Annotated in this window: 21 protein-coding genes and 1 pseudogene; all 22 read left to right on the top strand. The window is 29.5% G+C overall.

The window, feature by feature from the left end; genetic code table 11:
• Positions 1 to 890 (top strand): hypothetical protein (locus ACTTKP_RS08005; RefSeq protein ID WP_442553377.1); only part of this gene is annotated, 890 nt, incomplete at its 5' end.
• A gap of 11 nt (positions 891 to 901) precedes the next feature.
• Complete coding sequence (locus tag ACTTKP_RS08010) at positions 902 to 1228, top strand: hypothetical protein (protein WP_442553378.1); 327 nt, start codon at positions 902 to 904, stop codon at positions 1226 to 1228.
• Between the two features lie 66 nt (positions 1229 to 1294).
• Positions 1295 to 1606 (top strand): annotated as a pseudogene (locus tag ACTTKP_RS08015) (EndoU domain-containing protein); the annotation flags it as partial.
• A gap of 13 nt (positions 1607 to 1619) precedes the next feature.
• The gene (locus ACTTKP_RS08020) at positions 1620 to 2042 is read left to right on the top strand and encodes a hypothetical protein (protein WP_442553379.1); all 423 of its coding nucleotides are present in this window, start codon (positions 1620 to 1622) and stop codon (positions 2040 to 2042) included.
• A gap of 132 nt (positions 2043 to 2174) precedes the next feature.
• Positions 2175 to 2936 (top strand): hypothetical protein, encoded by a 762-nt coding sequence (locus ACTTKP_RS08025; RefSeq protein WP_442553380.1) that lies wholly within the window; start codon positions 2175 to 2177, stop codon positions 2934 to 2936.
• A 15-nt stretch (positions 2937 to 2951) separates the two neighbouring features.
• Positions 2952 to 3329, top strand: coding sequence for a hypothetical protein (locus ACTTKP_RS08030; protein ID WP_442553381.1), 378 nt, complete (start codon positions 2952 to 2954; stop codon positions 3327 to 3329).
• A 426-nt stretch (positions 3330 to 3755) separates the two neighbouring features.
• A complete protein-coding gene (locus tag ACTTKP_RS08035; protein WP_442553382.1) occupies positions 3756 to 4172 on the top strand; it encodes a hypothetical protein in 417 nt (138 codons plus the stop codon).
• The gene (locus ACTTKP_RS08040) at positions 4150 to 4689 is read left to right on the top strand and encodes an RNA 2'-phosphotransferase (RefSeq protein WP_442553383.1); all 540 of its coding nucleotides are present in this window, start codon (positions 4150 to 4152) and stop codon (positions 4687 to 4689) included. Before ACTTKP_RS08035 ends, ACTTKP_RS08040 begins: the two co-directional genes overlap by 23 nt.
• A gap of 339 nt (positions 4690 to 5028) precedes the next feature.
• On the top strand, positions 5029 to 6315 hold the full coding sequence (locus ACTTKP_RS08045; RefSeq protein ID WP_442553384.1) for a hypothetical protein: 1287 nt from the start codon (positions 5029 to 5031) through the stop codon (positions 6313 to 6315).
• Between the two features lie 26 nt (positions 6316 to 6341).
• Positions 6342 to 7016 (top strand): hypothetical protein, encoded by a 675-nt coding sequence (locus tag ACTTKP_RS08050; protein WP_442553385.1) that lies wholly within the window; start codon positions 6342 to 6344, stop codon positions 7014 to 7016.
• 21 nt (positions 7017 to 7037) lie between these two features.
• Positions 7038 to 9602, top strand: a complete 2565-nt coding sequence (locus tag ACTTKP_RS08055) for a molecular chaperone (protein ID WP_442553386.1) — start codon at positions 7038 to 7040, stop codon at positions 9600 to 9602.
• Between the two features lie 9 nt (positions 9603 to 9611).
• Complete coding sequence (locus tag ACTTKP_RS08060; RefSeq protein ID WP_442553387.1) at positions 9612 to 10391, top strand: hypothetical protein; 780 nt, start codon at positions 9612 to 9614, stop codon at positions 10389 to 10391.
• 43 nt (positions 10392 to 10434) lie between these two features.
• Entirely contained in the window at positions 10435 to 11766 is a 1332-nt protein-coding gene (locus tag ACTTKP_RS08065; RefSeq protein ID WP_442553388.1) for a DUF4280 domain-containing protein, read from the top strand.
• A 4-nt stretch (positions 11767 to 11770) separates the two neighbouring features.
• A complete protein-coding gene (locus ACTTKP_RS08070) occupies positions 11771 to 12391 on the top strand; it encodes a hypothetical protein (protein WP_442553389.1) in 621 nt (206 codons plus the stop codon).
• An 88-nt stretch (positions 12392 to 12479) separates the two neighbouring features.
• On the top strand, positions 12480 to 13046 hold the full coding sequence (locus ACTTKP_RS08075) for a hypothetical protein (protein ID WP_442553390.1): 567 nt from the start codon (positions 12480 to 12482) through the stop codon (positions 13044 to 13046).
• Between the two features lie 6 nt (positions 13047 to 13052).
• On the top strand, positions 13053 to 13346 hold the full coding sequence (locus ACTTKP_RS08080) for a hypothetical protein (protein WP_442553391.1): 294 nt from the start codon (positions 13053 to 13055) through the stop codon (positions 13344 to 13346).
• Positions 13336 to 13560, top strand: a complete 225-nt coding sequence (locus tag ACTTKP_RS08085; protein ID WP_442553392.1) for a hypothetical protein — start codon at positions 13336 to 13338, stop codon at positions 13558 to 13560. The genes ACTTKP_RS08080 and ACTTKP_RS08085 overlap by 11 nt, the downstream gene beginning before the upstream one ends.
• Positions 13561 to 13574: 14 nt before the next feature.
• Positions 13575 to 13922, top strand: a complete 348-nt coding sequence (locus tag ACTTKP_RS08090; protein WP_442553393.1) for a hypothetical protein — start codon at positions 13575 to 13577, stop codon at positions 13920 to 13922.
• Between the two features lie 12 nt (positions 13923 to 13934).
• Entirely contained in the window at positions 13935 to 14729 is a 795-nt protein-coding gene (locus ACTTKP_RS08095) for a polymorphic toxin type 30 domain-containing protein (protein ID WP_442553394.1), read from the top strand.
• Positions 14730 to 14745: 16 nt separating this feature from the next.
• Entirely contained in the window at positions 14746 to 15171 is a 426-nt protein-coding gene (locus tag ACTTKP_RS08100; protein WP_442553395.1) for a hypothetical protein, read from the top strand.
• Between the two features lie 318 nt (positions 15172 to 15489).
• Positions 15490 to 16290 carry a hypothetical protein gene (locus tag ACTTKP_RS08105; protein ID WP_442553396.1) on the top strand — a complete coding sequence of 267 codons (801 nt, stop codon included), beginning with the start codon at positions 15490 to 15492 and terminating at the stop codon, positions 16288 to 16290.
• A gap of 12 nt (positions 16291 to 16302) precedes the next feature.
• The gene (locus ACTTKP_RS08110; protein WP_442553397.1) at positions 16303 to 16617 is read left to right on the top strand and encodes a hypothetical protein; all 315 of its coding nucleotides are present in this window, start codon (positions 16303 to 16305) and stop codon (positions 16615 to 16617) included.
• Positions 16618 to 16798: the final 181 nt, after the last annotated feature.

The raw sequence follows: 16798 nt of genomic DNA on the forward strand, positions 1-16798 counted from the left end.
TGTTTAATGGATTTACAGGAGCAGTAACAGGAGCCATATCAGGAGGCATAGACAATGCAAAAAAACTGGGAGAAGGAGCAAAATTAGTAGCGGAAGCAGTATCAGGATTTATTATAGGTACAGGAGAAGACGCAGCAAGACAAGCATTTGTAGAAGGAAAAAAAGAAGTAAACCTAGGACAATCAGTTATGAAAGGAATAAAAAATGCAGCCCTAGCAGTAGCAGTACCATTAATAATAAAAGGTGGACAAGCAGTAGTAAATAAAATAAAGACACAAGGAGTAAATACAGCAGTAGAAGAAGTAGTAGAAAAAGCAGTTAAGGAAACAAGCGAAGAAGTAACAGAAGAGGTAGCGGAAAAAGGAGCTAAATCACTTGCTAATAATTCTGATGAAATGATTTCTAAGGGTCTAAGTAATACGAAAACTAAATATGCTTATAATATGATTGAAAATCCTGGACCTTTGGCTGAAGTAAGGGGAAATCCTGCATCAAATTTCATATCAGGGAAGTATAATATAGAAACTTTGGATGAAGACATAATTTTATATCGCTCAGGTAAAGAAGGCGGATTAACAATTCCAGGTAAAGAGCAAAATGCACTTGGACAGTGGTTTACAAGAGAACCAGCCGAATCGGTAGCAAAAGTACGGATAGATTCTGCAGTTAAAGCACAATGGATTGATCCTAAAACAGGTGTACTTACAGGTACTTCTACAATAGAATCAACATATGCAATAAAAATTCCTAAGGGAACCATAATATATGAAGGCCCAGTTGGATATCAAGGAGGTATTTACCTTGGGGGAGAGAATTGTAATCAAATTTTTGTTTCAGAACCATGGAAAATTCATGATGTAAAACCTTTAAGTGAAACACCTATAAAATAGGAGGTATAGTAATGAGTTTAAATAAACTAACTATAGATAATTTAAAAAAATTATTTAGCGAATTGATTTTAATATTAGAAGCAAATGAAAATGGGGATATTGATTATCAAATATCAGAGGTTAAATATGTAATAAAGCTTTTAAATCAATGTATAGATAATAATTATGTAGATTTGGATAGTGTTATAAATGAAATAAAATCAATCTATAAAAATTTATATCCACCAAGAGGCGGGTTATCTGAATTCTTTATATGGAAAGCAGATTTTGATGAGCGTATAAAAGCCAATGAACCATTGGGAAAAATTGGCGATGAATTATGGAAGATTTTAAAATAAATATGAAATAAATGGCAGTATAGTTCGAATTTTTAGAATGATGCAAATCCAAATTATGCAGTAGAGGTTCTGAAGAAAAATTCAGATGGTACTAAATTTGTTCAATTTTATCATCAGTTTCCAGATGGAACAATTTCTAAGCTTAAAAAAAGTACAATGTTTCCTGACTCATGGAGTGATGAAAAAATTATTAGCTCTATAAAACAAATTGGCGATATGCCAGCAGTTGGAAACAGAACAACAAATGGAATAACTACAACATTGCATAATGGGACTGTAGATGGTGTTGAAATAGATGTTATTAAAGAATACGATAAAATAACTGCTGGATATCCAGTTGGAGGTAAACCAACACCAGGGGTTGATCCAAAAAATTAGAGGAGGTAAATATATGAAATATGAGGAATTCGACAAATTAATAATGGAAATGTCTGGTGATAATGTTTCAGATGATTATTGGTATGATGTTGGAGTAAATGAAGCGATGAGCATATTGGAAGATTTTTCTGAAAATGATTGGGACTTGCTGAAAAAAAATATAATGGATAAACCGTTAAATTGGAAAAAAAGATTAGTATACTGCTTTGAAGAAGAAGGAGATATAAGAGAAATTAATATAATATTATCTCTTGTTGAAACAAAAGATAAGGAACTATTCGAGATGTGTATTGATTCATTAAGGTTATTAATTAATGAAAATAATAAAGATCTTATAGTTAATAACAATGAACTTATGAAAAAAATGAGGAAAATGGAATCAATGGATAATATTTTAGGCAGAATAATTAGGGAATTTCTTAATAAATTACAATAGAGTATAAAGTAGCCTATAATATGAACTTCACAAGAATAAGACTTTGATAAAGCAAAAGTATTTACAAACGTAGTAGCAGGACTAGCAGTAGGAGATGTAGTAAGAGGAGAAGTAAGTGACATAAAAGAGTATATGTTTAATGGATTTACAGGAGCAGTAACAGGAGCCATATCAGGAGGCATAGACAATGCAAAAAAACTGGGAGAAGGAGCAAAATTAGTAGCGGAAGCAGTATCAGGATTTATTATAGGTACAGGAGAAGACGCAGCAAGACAAGCATTTGTAGAAGGAAAAAAAGAAGTAAACCTAGGACAATCAGTTATGAAAGGAATAAAAAATGCAGCCCTAGCAGTAGCAGTACCATTAATAATAAAAGGTGGAAAAGCAGTAGTAAATAAAATAAAGACTCCAGGAGTAAATACTGTAGCAGGAAAAGTAGCAGAAGATGTAATAGGAAAAGGATTTAAGAAAACAAGCGAAGACGTAATAGAAGAAGTTGCAGAAAAAGGAACAAAAACGCTAGTTAATAATGTTGATGATGTGATTTCTGATGGGGTTGGTAAAGCTAAATTTGGGTCTTTAGAAAAGTTAGAGGGGCATTTTGAAAAACACGGTAAAGAATTTAAATGGATGTATAATACAGCAGATGATTATTTGGATGGTGCTATAGATGTTATGAACAATGGTTATAAAGTTCAATATCAATATAAAGGAGAAATTAGGACAGGATATACAAGGTTTATGGAAAATAGTAGTAAAAAGGGACTTTCTAAATTTGAATTTGTAGGAACTAATAGTATTGGTGAAATAACTACTTACCATGTAGAGAGTGGAAAAGATTTTTGGAAAATGTTGAATGGAAAAAATATAAAAGAAATTAATCCTATAGACTAGTAAGGAGAAAAATAAATGAAATATATAGCGTTAATTAGGAATATAAATAAAGATATTGAAGAAGAAGTGACAGTGACTATTAATGAAGTTACGCTGACTGGTTTTGCAAATGTTTGTCCGTATATTATAAAGGAAGGACAAAGTTATCCTATATCAGTCGGAATTACTGTACTTGATGAATTTGAAATAGTTGAACAGCAAGGTAAAGAAAAACAATTTTATAGGGATGGTAATTCATTTGCATATGAAATAAGTGGATTATTAACAGAACACGGGATTTTGGATGCAAATATTTTGATTGAAGATGAAGTGTTTGAAGACTATCAATATATGTATGGGAAATATGTAAAAATAAAGGTTGATAGGATAAGTTTGGAGTTCATAGAAGAGTAGAAATGGATAAATTCGTTAGTTTTGAAAATCAATAGAATAAATTGAAGAAGAATTGAATAGCTTGAATTGTCAAATTAAGTTAGGCAAATTTGACAATTAAGGATATATTTCAGGCAGTAAGTTATAACTTGAAATATATAATTATCAGAGACACATTTAGTGTTCTTTGATTTTATGAGTTGTTATTGCTAAAGAAGGTGAAGGGTAGTGTCAAGTTTTTTGTGTAAACTCTTTTAAATTTCTTGTAAAAACAAGTGGTAAATAAATTTAAATTAAATAGTAAACTAACTGATTAAGGCAAGCGAAACGGATGATTCATCCCCTATAGGGGATGAAATTTTCTCCTCAAATTTTCCTTGAATTTCGTCTAGCATTTGCGTCAACTCAAGGCGTATCAACAGTTAGAATGAGTGGAGGTGTTAAATAGTGGAAATAAAAAAACTTTGGGAATTCCCAGTGCCATCTACATATATTGCAGAAGGCGGAGTGAATCTATTCTATCCTGGTGGAGATGCATGGCTTTTGTTTGATTTTTATGATGAAAAAAATGATGATAAGATTTTCAATTCAGGAATTTTGTTTGATGCAGTTCAAGCACATAGACATACAACAGAAAAATTCACAAATTTTTTAGAAGGTTCATATGATTCCCTTGTTGAAATTATTGATTCTGAGTGGGTTAAACAATTAAAACAATTAAACAAAGAAATAGCAGAATTTTGGGATATCAAACATTATGCAATTTATCTTGATAGTAATGGATTATTCGAATTTATAGCAAGTGATTATAAAATATTAGAAACAAAAGAGGGAACAATAAATGGATTATTTAAAATTGAGTAAGGAAGTTTCGTATGCTCTACGTCATGCTCCTTGGGAATATGAATTAGAGATAGATGAAGAAGGGTGGGTAGATATTAACCAACTAATTTGTTCTTTAAAAAGAATTTCTATTTGGGATAGTATAAGTTCAGAAGATTTGTTGCTTATGATAGAACGTTCTGATAAAAAACGTCATGAAATATTTAATGGGAAGATAAAAGCGTTATATGGTCATTCTATACCACTAAAAATTTTGAAAGAAGCAGAAGCTCCACCAGAGGTATTATATCATGGCACAGCAAGGCGCTTTATTGAAAAAATAAAATATAATGGGTTATTGCCTAAAAATAGACAGTATGTTCATTTGTCTGTCGATACAGAAACTGCATTACAAGTTGGAAAAAGACATGATGAGAAACCTGTAGTGCTAAAGATTGATTGTGTTAAAGCGTGTTCTGAAGGGGTTAAGTTTTACACTGGTAATGATAAAGTTTGGTTAGCTGATTATGTTCCTAGTAAGTATATTATTTTTGCATAGCAACTAAGAAATAATACACTTTTTTGAATAACTTTATAAAATATGAATTGGAGAAAATTTAGTAAAATTAGAATCATATGTGATATAATTTTAGTGATTTAGCATAATGCTAATAAAAGAGCATTAGCTATTTTTGTAAAAATATCTGCTCATGCTAGGGTGTGTCTGAAAATTCAAAATAAAAATAGTTTAGATTAAAGAAACATAGTGTAAAATTTTATACACATAATATTTTACACTATGAAGAAAAAACCAAGAGATAAAATATAAATATCTGATACTAATAATACTAAATATAGTTTAAAAATAATGTGATGTGCAGTTAACGGAGGAACATAAATGAGAAAGCCATTTTATGAGGAAGATTTCAATGTGGAAAAATATGTAAATAATAGAATATTAGAAATGGACAGTATATCAGATAGAATACTATATAAGCAAATGGCTGAATCATTTATGATAGACCTCTTTGATATGACAAGAAAAGAAATATCCAAAATATCAAAAAGTGTGATTGATGAACTGGAAAGAAAAGAAGAAAAAATTGAAATATATACAAGCGTTATAGAAAATTCAAAGTATGACAAAACAGATACTTTTCTTTGTCCAATATATGAAACTGAAAAAAGAAAAGATATTGATATAGTCAAAATACAAGAAACACTTTCAAACGGAGAATTATACTGTTTAGATAGCATATATATAAAAGAAAAATATTCAAAATTGATGCAAATAAAAGAAAACAATACATTTAACGGCAAAATTGAAACTACAGAAGGAATATATGATGCAGTTTTTGAAATAAATTTTGATGATAGATATCTAAATAAACTAAAAGAGATATATAAAGCATTTATGAATAACGCAGTTATGTACAATACACTTTGTATAGCACACTTAATCAGAATGTATACACTATCCATAAAAGAAATAAAGTCAGATAACGTAAAAGGTGATTTTGTAAAATATAAAATTGATTATAAAAAATTAAATGTATTAGAAGACATTATCCCATTATGGAATATCTGGGAAGTAAAAGAAAAAACAAGTGCATTTCCAATAGGCATAAATGGCAGTATAAAATATGAGCATATAGTATTAAACTCTACTTTTTATAAAAACTCACAGCATCTTGTAGCTAATACAGATGTAAATATATATTTCAAAAAGAAAAACAAACATAATATCACTATTGCTTGTGATGATATGCAACCTAGAGAGTGGCTTTTTTATGAATTTCGTCCAAAATACAAAATAGAAGGCTATGAATACAAAGTACTTTCAAATATATATAAAAGTAATTTAGCGGATTTGATACAAAGTGAATACAAAAGTAGGATTTCAACCTATGCACAGTTACAAAGAGTTATAAATCAAAATCCATACAGTGATGTTTTGTCATTAGAAAAAGTAGAAGTTTTGGATGCTGATTTATCAAACATACAAAGCTATTCTATGAGTGAATTTTTATATGATGAAATATTAAATAATCAGGATAAAAAAATCTTGTTACTTACATTTAAAACCGCTGACATTGAAGAATATCTGGTAGAGGATTTTATGAGCTATATAACTACTATAATGCAAGAGTATATGCAAGAATATCACTGCATTGGAAAAATTTAGGTGTAGTCATGAATTATATATGGGAAATGGTAATAAAAGCAAAACAAAACAACTTAAAATCAAGTGAGCTTTTTTTTAAGCAAGGAAATGACATAAGTCCATGGTATGAGCAATCTTTCTCAAGCCTTAATCAAAAAGAAATTGAAAATACAAATATAGAAATAAACTCATTTTATAGATTTAATGACCTGTTTAGCAAATTTCTAAATGAAGGATTTTTAGAAAATATAGAGTTTAAAGAAAAGTTTTTTGACTTAGTAATTCATTTTTTAAGTGAGATTGATTTATCAAAAGGGATTAGCAAAGAAAGTATATATCTATTGCAGTTAGAAGAAGAAATAGATTTAGGCGTTTTTGGGAAAGAAATAGAAAAAAACTTTAAAGCATTTAATAAAAATGAAAAAGATAAAATTTTGCCTATTCTTTTAACCCAGCTAAAACTTGGTTCTTCGATGTACAATTTTAGAAATGCTCTAAAAAGTATTTATCCAGATGTGCTGCTATATCAGATGAAGGAAGAACCACATAGGATACTCATATATTTAGGAATAAAAAAAGATGGAAAGCAGATTAAAAAAATGAACTTCATAATAGATATGTTTTTGGAAGTAGGATATAAACCAAGGATATTTTGGGAAAATCACTTTGGAGTTGGCGGAGTTAAGCAAACACTACATCTTGATGAGATTGAACTACTATAAGATATGAAAGGATACATAGCCATGAATTACTATACAAGAGAAGAACTGGAGCTTATGACTACATATGAGCTTAGAGATATATGTTACGAGGAAAAAATTGTAAACGGAATGCTAGCCGATTTTGATAAAGATGAATACATATATCAAATAATGAGATTTCGTGGAAGAAAAGAACATTTGCTTATATCTGAATATGACATAAAAGGTAATGATAGACTATCCCAAGTATTAAAAAGTGCAAAGCTTGATTTCAAAAGAAATACAATCAGAGGCTGTGCAAAATTAATATGCTATAAAAATTTATCAACAGAAATTTTTGATAATTTTACAATAGGATATGAAAAAGAACTTGTAAATACGAATGCAATTCTTGTAAATGATGGCGAGATTTGTGCAATATTTAATATCAGAGAAAAAAATGGAGATACTGACAAACTATATATCACGAAGTCAAAGGATATTCCATGCGTTGAAGCAAATAAGCGTAGTTATGCCTTATATTGTATGGATAGGGCAACATCTGACCTTTTTTACTCGTTATATTATGAGGATAGACCTCTACTGCCTAAGTATATTAGTTTTAGTGTAGTAGAGGTACTTGATTTTGAGGTAAGAAAGCTTAAAAAAATAGCAATGCCGCTTGCAATAGATTTTGGAACATCAAATACAACAGCAGGGTTATATCTTGATGATGCGTACTTTGAAGAAATAAAAGGTGATCCAAATGAAAACATATTAAAAAGAAATCATATAAATTATGTATATCACTTGGATAACAATAAAAATATAGTACCCACATTACCAACTATAATAGGGGTTAGTTCAATAGCAGATGATGAAATAGAATACATATTTGGTTATGAAGCAGGTCGTATATTTCAGCTTAGCCATATGGAAGATGGCTTTTCAGTATTTTATGATATAAAAAGATTTGTCAGTGATTCTGAAAAAGAAGAAGAAATAATAGATAAAAATGGTCATAGAAGCTTTATTAAGAGAAAAGAGCTTATAAAGGCATATTTAGAATATATAATAGACCTTGCGAAACAGCGGTTTAAATGCGATATAACACATTTGCATATATCAAGCCCTGTCAAACAAAAAAAGCAGTTTCAAAAATTATTTAAAGAAATACTCCCTTCTTACATAATAGAAGATGAAATAATGCTTGATGAAGGTGTTGCAGTATTATACAACACCATATCATCGCTGATTGAAAGTGGAAACTATGAACCAAAAGAGGAGTACAAAGCACTTATTATAGACTGTGGTGGTGGCACAACGGATTTATCATCATGCAGTTTTTCTATTGAGAGTAATCGTGTATCCTATAAGATTGACATAAAAACAGCTTATGAAAATGGCGATACAGACTTTGGGGGCAATAACCTCACATTTAGAATAATGCAGTTGTTAAAAATAGGGCTTGTATATTCATATACAACAGATGGATTTAAAAATATACAAGAAATAATGGAACACTTTGACATAGACTTATTTAGAGCAGTAGATGAGTTAAAAAGCACAGATGATATTTATAAAGAATTAGAAGAAGAATATAAAAAGGCTGAAGATATAATACCTACAAGATTTAAAGACTACGAACATAAAAGTATAGCAGACTATTATGCAGTAAAAAGTAATTTTTATTATCTATTTGATATGGCTGAAAAAGTAAAAAAAGAGTTTTATAAAAAAACTGGGACTCTAAGAATAGGTATATCTACAGTACAACTAAAAGAAATAGCTACAAAATTTGTAGTAGTAAATAGATGGAGATTATATGTAAGAGAAAATAATCTGCTAGTTTTGCAAAAGGATATACCAACACAGTATTTAAGTATATTTGAAATAAATCTACTGCTAAAAGCAGACATATATAACATAGTAAAAAAATTCATAGGTAGTATTTATGAAGATGGAAGTTTAGCAGAGTTTTCAATATTAAAGCTCACAGGACAAAGCTGCAAAATAGATATATTTAGAGAAGCTTTGAAAGAGTTTATACCCGGAAAATTAATAGAATCCACATCAAGTAATACTAAAGATATAGATTCAAAATATGAGCTAAAACTATCTTGTGTAGATGGAGCAATACAATATCTAAAAGATGTAAAGTTTGGATATGCAGATATTGCCATATCAAGTGAAAAAGCAGCATTCCCATATATAATAACAGCCTTTAATCACGAAGGAAAAGAAAAAGAATTATTAAACGGCAACTCAAGAAAAACAATGTATGGACACATATCAAGGAATATGGCAGATGTAACATTAAAACTATTCTTAAAAGACTCAGATGGAAACTTAAAATACACATACAATATATATAAAAATCCAAAAGAGTTTTTCATTACAGATACAGATGAAATATTAGCCAAATATAAAGGTAGAATAGTACAAGATGATTTGGATGACATAATAGAACGTGAAATGAAATTCTTTTTATTACCAGAAGAAAATAGCTGGGGATTCATAGTGGTGGCAGTATATAGACTCGGAGAGCGTATATACACTACAGATGAAGAGTTCTTATCATTTGAAACAGATGGCTGGCTATCTAACTTCTTTGATGGCACAAGATAAGGAGGAACTATGGAAGGATTTGTAAAATATAGACCAAAGTTTGGTGAAGGTGTCATATTAAAAGCAGAGAAAATGAATGAGCTTGTAAATCACGCCTTTGACCTACCTGATTTACTTTATACAGGTTATACAACTGGGATAATATCAGGATTAGATATAAAAGTAGAAGATAATTTTATAAACATATCTAAAGGCGTATTTTTATATGAACAAGAAGTTTACACATTAAATAAAGATATTAAAATAGAATATCATCCAACCAATATATGGCATTATGTAAAAATATGTAAAAAAGAAACTAAAGAAAAAATAGATGGCATGCAAAAGCATTTTGTAGTTACATCAGATGATTTATCTACAAAAGAAAGTGAGATAGAGCTATGTAGATTTAAACTACAAGAAGGAGCAAGACTTCGCTACGTATATGATGATTTTGAAGATATGTGTACAGAATTTGATACAGTAAATCTAATACATTCACCCTACTCATCAAAAGACAAAGTAGGATTACATCCAAAGATACTTAAAAACTTTGCAAGAGAAATGCTTGATTTAAGACCACAAAATCCATTAGATACATTTTTTTGTATGCAAGTATTAGGCTTAAATACAACTATGAACATAGAGGAAATTATACGATATATAGAGATAAAAAAAGAAGAAAATTTAGGAAAAGTAACAAATTATACAATATATCACCATTTGTTAGACATATTGAAAAAAGAAAAAGCAAATTCTAAAGGAGTAAAAAAGAAAGCTGTACCTCAAAGAAAAATATTAATTGATTAGAAACTACAGATTTTATTAAAGAAAAATGAATGGGAGAAAAATAATGAGCGAACAATATGAATATCTTGTAAGAGGAGCATTGTTACAATGTAGCTGTGGTAGTTGTCAAAGAAGATTAAATCTACCACTTTGTCATGGAGTATATATAGGTAAAAACCCAGTAATGAACAGTGGAGATTATATACCGGAAGTAAATGTTATGTCATTTGGAACATGCTCCAAGACAGGTAGCAAATGCATGCCTGGATTTGCAGGCTACGCCCCATGGTTAAATGTAAATAGGAGACTTATAGTAGGCGATGAAGATAAATATGCTTTAACAACAAACTCATATCTAGAATGTGTCACTGGAGGAAGAATAACTGTTGTATCATCAGGTCAAGAATATAAAATGACAGAAAATGATTATTTGAATAGCGATTCATACTATGAATCAAAAGGATATTCATCTATGATGAAATCAAGTTACGGCTTAAGTTCGGAAGAAAGTAAACTTTATTTAAAAGCATATAAATTGCTTTCAAACGAAGCGAGACAAAAAAAACTTAAAGATAAAAAAAAGATATACTTTATTTACTCCAAATTAGCATCATTATGTGATAACTATGATGGAGGTAAAGGTCGTAGGTGGAAAATAACAGCAAATATACCTTCAACTAAGGAAACAAAAGTATATTTAAAGAAAATCGGCATGAGTGATAAAGAAGTTAAAGATTTGCATAAAAGTGTAAATCATCAACATATAAATTCATCTAAGAAAGATTTAGCCCATGAATGGATAGGATATGCTATATTCTCTGCTGATACACTGTTACATAACTTCCTTGACGGAACAATAGGTAATTTAAATGCACTAGGAAGTTATAAAGGAGATGTATTTTCTACAAGAATGGGAACGGATGATATGAATTCTGATTTGGATTCAACAAATACATATAATAGAATGTTATCCGGTAAAGAACCATTGGATGTTATATTAGATTATAATAAAAAGATTGAAAATGGAAAAATCAATAGAGTAGATGAATTTTTGAAATTTTATGGAAATGGAAGTACACAAGAAGGACTTAAATATATAAAAAAGGACTTATTAACAATAGACATAGGTTCTCAATATATATCTAGTGGCTCTAAAAGCCTGATTCAAGATGCATTATTTACAAATTCGATAGTAAACAGCGGAGTAATTCTAAATGGAGAAGAACATTTTAATAATGTTTTGAAACTTACTAATAGAAATCAACTTATTGATGTCTTAAATGGTGATGGAACGAAAAATAGAAATGAAGATAGTGATACTGTAAAACACTATAAAAAAATAAAAAAAACGAAAGATGATTTCATTAAATATTTAGAAGATGGAATGTCGAAGTGAAAAAATGAAAAAAAGAATATTTAAACCTATAATATTTATTTTCATTTCTATAATTATAATTTCTTTAACAAAGTTTGCATATAATATAAATAAATTAGATAATTTAGCAAAGTCAAGAGCAGGTATAATACAATATTTTGTAACAAATATAGACAAATACAAACGCGAATTTGAAAAAATGGGTTATGAATCAAAAATAGAATATAAGAAAGGAAATGAATATAATTCAGATTACGAAATTCTTATATTATCTAATAAATCTAGAAGTTTTACATTTTATAGAGGTCTGGAATCCATAAACACTAAGGTAGCGAATAAGACTTATGTGAATTTGAAAAAATCTTGGCGTAATTCTAATAATAATCTACCACTATATTACGATGACAATAGTTACCGTGTAGAAGTAACATTACTATCACCAGCGTATCAAGGAGAACATCAATATGATCCATATAATGAATATAAAATAAATTTTGAAGATTTTTTAATCATATGGGACGGAGAAATGGAAGATGATTATAAAATTAAAAAGTATATATCTGCACAAGAGCTAAGAAAACTTCTAAATGATGGAAAAGAATTAGAAGATAACTTGGTAAAATTATATGATGAAAGGAATAAATGAAGTTTTATAAAAAATTTATTTTTATAACTAACGTATATAAAATAATAAGTATATAGGAAAATAATAAAAAAGAAATGGAGAAAAACAAATGGATTTCATTGATGAAGAAATAATACAAATGAGAAATAAAAACAGGAAAATATCATTAGAGGAAGGAGTATTAATTAAAGGAGAATTTATAGAATTTGAACCAGTTAAACTCTTTGATGATAAATTAGAAATTATGTTGCCAAAAACATTTGTAGATATGCCTAGTGATCTTGCAAAGATAAAATATCCATCTGAGAGTAGACCACAAATTATCAAAACAGATTCAACAGGTGGTATAAATTTTTGCTTTAACCTATTTGAACAATCAGTTAAAGAAGATGAATTAAAAGATATAGCAAAAACTTTTTCTAAAATGATAAAAAAAGTAAATCCTGCCAATGTTTTTTATGACCAAAAAACAGAAGAGATAGGAGATAAAATAGTAAGCTGGTTTGATTTTAAAGGCTATGCCATAGATTCACAAATATACTATATATACTATGTTACAGTAATAGATGGCAAGCTCCTACACGGAATATTTAACTGTTTAAGAGAAGATATGGAAGATTATAAAGAAGTGGCATTTCTTGTGATAGAAAGCATTAAAGATTTAAGTAGGAGGTAATTTAAAATGAGAGATATTATTATCCATTTAAAACCATTTACATTTATAAGTATATTAAGTTGCAATTTAGTAAAAAAACTAAACGAACATAGTAGGCTGCTATTTGAAGGTAGAATTTCACCACAGCAAGAAGAATTAATAATGACAAGCAGTGTAAAAAAACTGCCAGTAGAGTTAGAAGTAGCAGATGAAGGAAAAGATTTCACCACAATATTTCATGGTATAGTAGTAAACTATTCCATAAGAACAGTTGGAGATAGTAGAGTACTAAAACTAGAATGCTTGGGTGATGAAGGCTGAAGATATAGAAGGGTTAACGCCCGTACAAATTCAAGATAAATTTGCACTTCCTAGTATACCTAAATATGTAACTGATGTTAATTTAGAAGCAGGTACTCATCTTCGTACAGGAGTTGTAAATCCTCTTGAAGGATGGGGAAATGGTGGTGGAATACAATTTGACTTAATGGGTCAAAGAACAGGAGAATTCGTTAATGAAAGACTATTAAAATGAGGAGATAGAGTTTTATGAATGAAAAAATAAAGACAAATAAAAATATTTTAACGGTTAACAATACTGAAATTATATTTGACCATGATATTAGAGATGTCAAAATATTTAGGAATTTAATAATCGTTTTGTTATCTATACCATTTAACGAGACGGAACTAGATAATTTATATGCAATTTCTAAACACGGGGAAATTGTATGGAGAGTTCAAGCTTTAGATGTAGTATTTCCAAATCAAAATAATCTTCCGTATGAACAAATTAATGTTAATGAAAATGAAATAACTGCAACAGATTTTTACGCTAGAAGATATTTTATTAATCCTTTAAATGGGAATATTGAAAAAAGGGAGATTGGAAAGTAAAAAAGCAAGTAATTGAATAAAAATTTATTGCTTGTTGAGCTTAATATAGACGAGGCAAAAAAACTAAAAGAAGGTAAAAAACTAGCACTGGAAGCAATGTCAGGATTTATTATAGGAATAGGAGAAGATGCAGCAAGACAAGCATTAGTAGAAGGGAAAGAAGAAGTAGACGGAACCCGTTCAGTGACAAAAGGCATAATAAATGCAGGACTTGCAATAGCAGTACCGATAATACTAAAAGAAGCAAAAGCAGGATTAAATAAAATAAAGACACAAGGAGTAAATACAGTAGTAGAAGAAGTAGTAGAAAAAACAGTTAAGGAAACAAGCGAAGAAGTAACAGAAGAGGTAGTGGAAAAAGGAGCTAAATCACTTGCTAATAATGTTGATGATATGATTTCTGAGACTAGCTATGCAAAGTCAATAGATTTTTCAAAATTAGGAACAGGTAACGTTGGAGATTTTTCAAATTTAAAAGGAACAACAATAGAAGATATTTTATCTCGTATACCTACCAATGCTAAAAAAAGAGAATTAACACCTATCCAAGGAAAAGTAACAGAAGGATTTGAATATAAGTTTTTTGAAAATGGAGAAACGATAAGAGTCAGGGTTCATGGCTATGATCAAAGTGCACCAATAGGTAGTAATGCTTATGATAATTGGATTGTTAGAGTACAAAAAGGTAAAAAATATATGGATAGCAGTGGCAAATTTCATCCACCAGGTATTAGTAATCCAAATAGTGAGTTTTATGATGAAATTATAATAGATGATACTCATATACCTATAAAAGTACCTAAGTAGAAAGGAATATAATGATATGAATAACTATATAGATAAGTATAATAGGAAGAAAAAGGTGAATGAAATAGATGAAATAATAGATGAAATTTCAGATGTATTTGAATATGGACAATTGGAAAATGATATATGTCTTGAATTATGCCAGCTTCTTATTAATGATGTTGTTAAAGTAAAAGATGAAGAACTTCAAGAGAGCATGTTAAATGCAATAAGTAATGCGGCAATATATAAAAATGTAGCTGAGTATGTCAATATAGATATTTTAGCTGACAATATTGATAAGTTTAATATTGCCAATTTAGAATATATTCTTATTATTATTGGCTTTTCGCATAATAAAAAATATATACCTATGTTGAAGCTTTATATTGATTCAAAAAATAAAAATTTATCAGAAAATGCGAAACTTGCACTTAAAGAAATAGAAAATAAAGTTAATTAGAAAAAAATATAAGCCAAAGAAGAGCTGAACCTGACAAAAGGAGACACATTAAGCGGCATAGTAGAAAGCAGCATAACACAGAGTACAGAAATAGACAAAAAAGCAAAAACGAAAACCCAAGTAATAGGAACAGATAAAGAAGAATATCCACAGATAGAAGATGCCCCACCTGAAGAAAAATTTGATAAAGGAAAGTTCGCAAAAAATATATTAGCAGGACTAGCAGTAGTAGGAGCAGTAGCGTTAACGCTAGCAACATTTGGAGCAGCAGGACCAGTAGTAATAGGAGCATTGGTAGGTGGAGGACTAGCATTAGGAATGACAGCAGTAGGAGATGTAGCAAGAGGAAAAGTAAGCAGTCAAAAAGAATATGCGTTCACAGCATTTTCAGGAGCAGTGACAGGAGCCATATCATGTAGAATAGATGCATCAGCACTAAAAGAAGGAGCAAAATTAGTAGCGGAAGCAGTATCAGGATTTATTATAGGGACAGGAGAAGACGCAGCAAGACAAGCATTTGTAGAAGGAAAAAAAGAAGTAAACCTAGGACAATCAGTTATGAAAGGAATAAAAAATGCAGCCCTAGCAGTAGCATTAATAATAAAAGGTGGGCAATCAGTAGTAAACAAAATAAGTAAAACAGGAGTAAAAGAGGTAGGACAAGAAGTAACAGAAAAAGCAATTAAGGAAACAAGTGAAGAAGTTTTAGAAAAACAAACTAAATCACTGGCTAATAACGCTGGTGAAGTGATTTCTGGAGGTGCGAATGAAGTTGGATGGGATATGATGAAAGGAGAAGGTTATATTAATGGAAGAAAATATTCCCAACATGCTTTGGAAAGAATGGCACCTGATACCCCACAAATTAGAGCTGAATTAGAGAAAAGAGCTGCTGATTTAGCAAAGAAAATAGGATATAAACCTCAAACAAGAGAATATATAAAACTTGTAGAAAAATATGTTGATCCAAGAAATATACCTCCAAGTGTAGTAGAAGATGCAATTGAAAATACTATTTCAACACCAAGTAAGTATCTGGATACATTTATACATGAAACTGGGGATGTAAAGGTTGTAGTAAATGGGGCAGGAGACGTAATATCTGCAATGCCAAAATAAAGGAGAAATAAAATGTATATTAAATTTGATGAATTTGAATTATTAGAGTTATTTGGTAATGAACCTGTAAGTATTGGAGATTTAGAGGCTGGTGAGCTTATTTATTCTTTAAGTGATGATAAAGGATTTAAAATAGTTATGTTTATGAACGTATATGAAAATGTTTGCGAAGTATCAATAGATTACCAAGAATTAAACGTGTTTACTTGCCGTATTGAAAAAGTTGTATCTATTAATAAAGTAAATGATGAAATGATAATAAATAATGAAGAAAAAAGTGTACTAAAAGTTAAATTTAAAAATCAAATAGGAGTGGAATTATTGTAGGAAAACTCAAAAAAATTCCATACAAAATATATGAAAAAGAAGTAAAACTAAAAGACCAAGAACTAAAATACACATACAAATACGGAGCAAAAGGAAACCAAAAAACACCAATAGTATATAACGAACAAATAACAGGAATGACCCTACTAGGAGAAGTAGAAAAAACAGACAAAGAAGAAGT

This window comes from Catonella sp., assembly GCF_052169795.1.
Taxonomy (GTDB): domain Bacteria; phylum Bacillota; class Clostridia; order Lachnospirales; family Lachnospiraceae; genus Catonella.

Bases quoted from the DNA above. Each gene is read 5' to 3' on its own strand.
- ACTTKP_RS08040 (WP_442553383.1), top strand. From the start codon at position 4,150: ATGGATTATTTAAAATTGAGTAAGGAAGTTTCGTATGCTCTACGTCAT.
- ACTTKP_RS08105 (WP_442553396.1), top strand. From the start codon at position 15,490: ATGACAGCAGTAGGAGATGTAGCAAGAGGAAAAGTAAGCAGTCAAAAA.
- ACTTKP_RS08070 (WP_442553389.1), top strand. From the start codon at position 11,771: ATGAAAAAAAGAATATTTAAACCTATAATATTTATTTTCATTTCTATA.
- ACTTKP_RS08050 (WP_442553385.1), top strand. From the start codon at position 6,342: ATGGTAATAAAAGCAAAACAAAACAACTTAAAATCAAGTGAGCTTTTT.
- ACTTKP_RS08010 (WP_442553378.1), top strand. From the start codon at position 902: ATGAGTTTAAATAAACTAACTATAGATAATTTAAAAAAATTATTTAGC.
- ACTTKP_RS08045 (WP_442553384.1), top strand. From the start codon at position 5,029: ATGAGAAAGCCATTTTATGAGGAAGATTTCAATGTGGAAAAATATGTA.
- ACTTKP_RS08110 (WP_442553397.1), top strand. From the start codon at position 16,303: ATGTATATTAAATTTGATGAATTTGAATTATTAGAGTTATTTGGTAAT.
- ACTTKP_RS08090 (WP_442553393.1), top strand. From the start codon at position 13,575: ATGAATGAAAAAATAAAGACAAATAAAAATATTTTAACGGTTAACAAT.
- ACTTKP_RS08085 (WP_442553392.1), top strand. From the start codon at position 13,336: ATGAAGGCTGAAGATATAGAAGGGTTAACGCCCGTACAAATTCAAGAT.
- ACTTKP_RS08025 (WP_442553380.1), top strand. From the start codon at position 2,175: ATGTTTAATGGATTTACAGGAGCAGTAACAGGAGCCATATCAGGAGGC.
- ACTTKP_RS08100 (WP_442553395.1), top strand. From the start codon at position 14,746: ATGAATAACTATATAGATAAGTATAATAGGAAGAAAAAGGTGAATGAA.
- ACTTKP_RS08020 (WP_442553379.1), top strand. From the start codon at position 1,620: ATGAAATATGAGGAATTCGACAAATTAATAATGGAAATGTCTGGTGAT.
- ACTTKP_RS08055 (WP_442553386.1), top strand. From the start codon at position 7,038: ATGAATTACTATACAAGAGAAGAACTGGAGCTTATGACTACATATGAG.
- ACTTKP_RS08075 (WP_442553390.1), top strand. From the start codon at position 12,480: ATGGATTTCATTGATGAAGAAATAATACAAATGAGAAATAAAAACAGG.
- ACTTKP_RS08080 (WP_442553391.1), top strand. From the start codon at position 13,053: ATGAGAGATATTATTATCCATTTAAAACCATTTACATTTATAAGTATA.
- ACTTKP_RS08060 (WP_442553387.1), top strand. From the start codon at position 9,612: ATGGAAGGATTTGTAAAATATAGACCAAAGTTTGGTGAAGGTGTCATA.
- ACTTKP_RS08030 (WP_442553381.1), top strand. From the start codon at position 2,952: ATGAAATATATAGCGTTAATTAGGAATATAAATAAAGATATTGAAGAA.
- ACTTKP_RS08065 (WP_442553388.1), top strand. From the start codon at position 10,435: ATGAGCGAACAATATGAATATCTTGTAAGAGGAGCATTGTTACAATGT.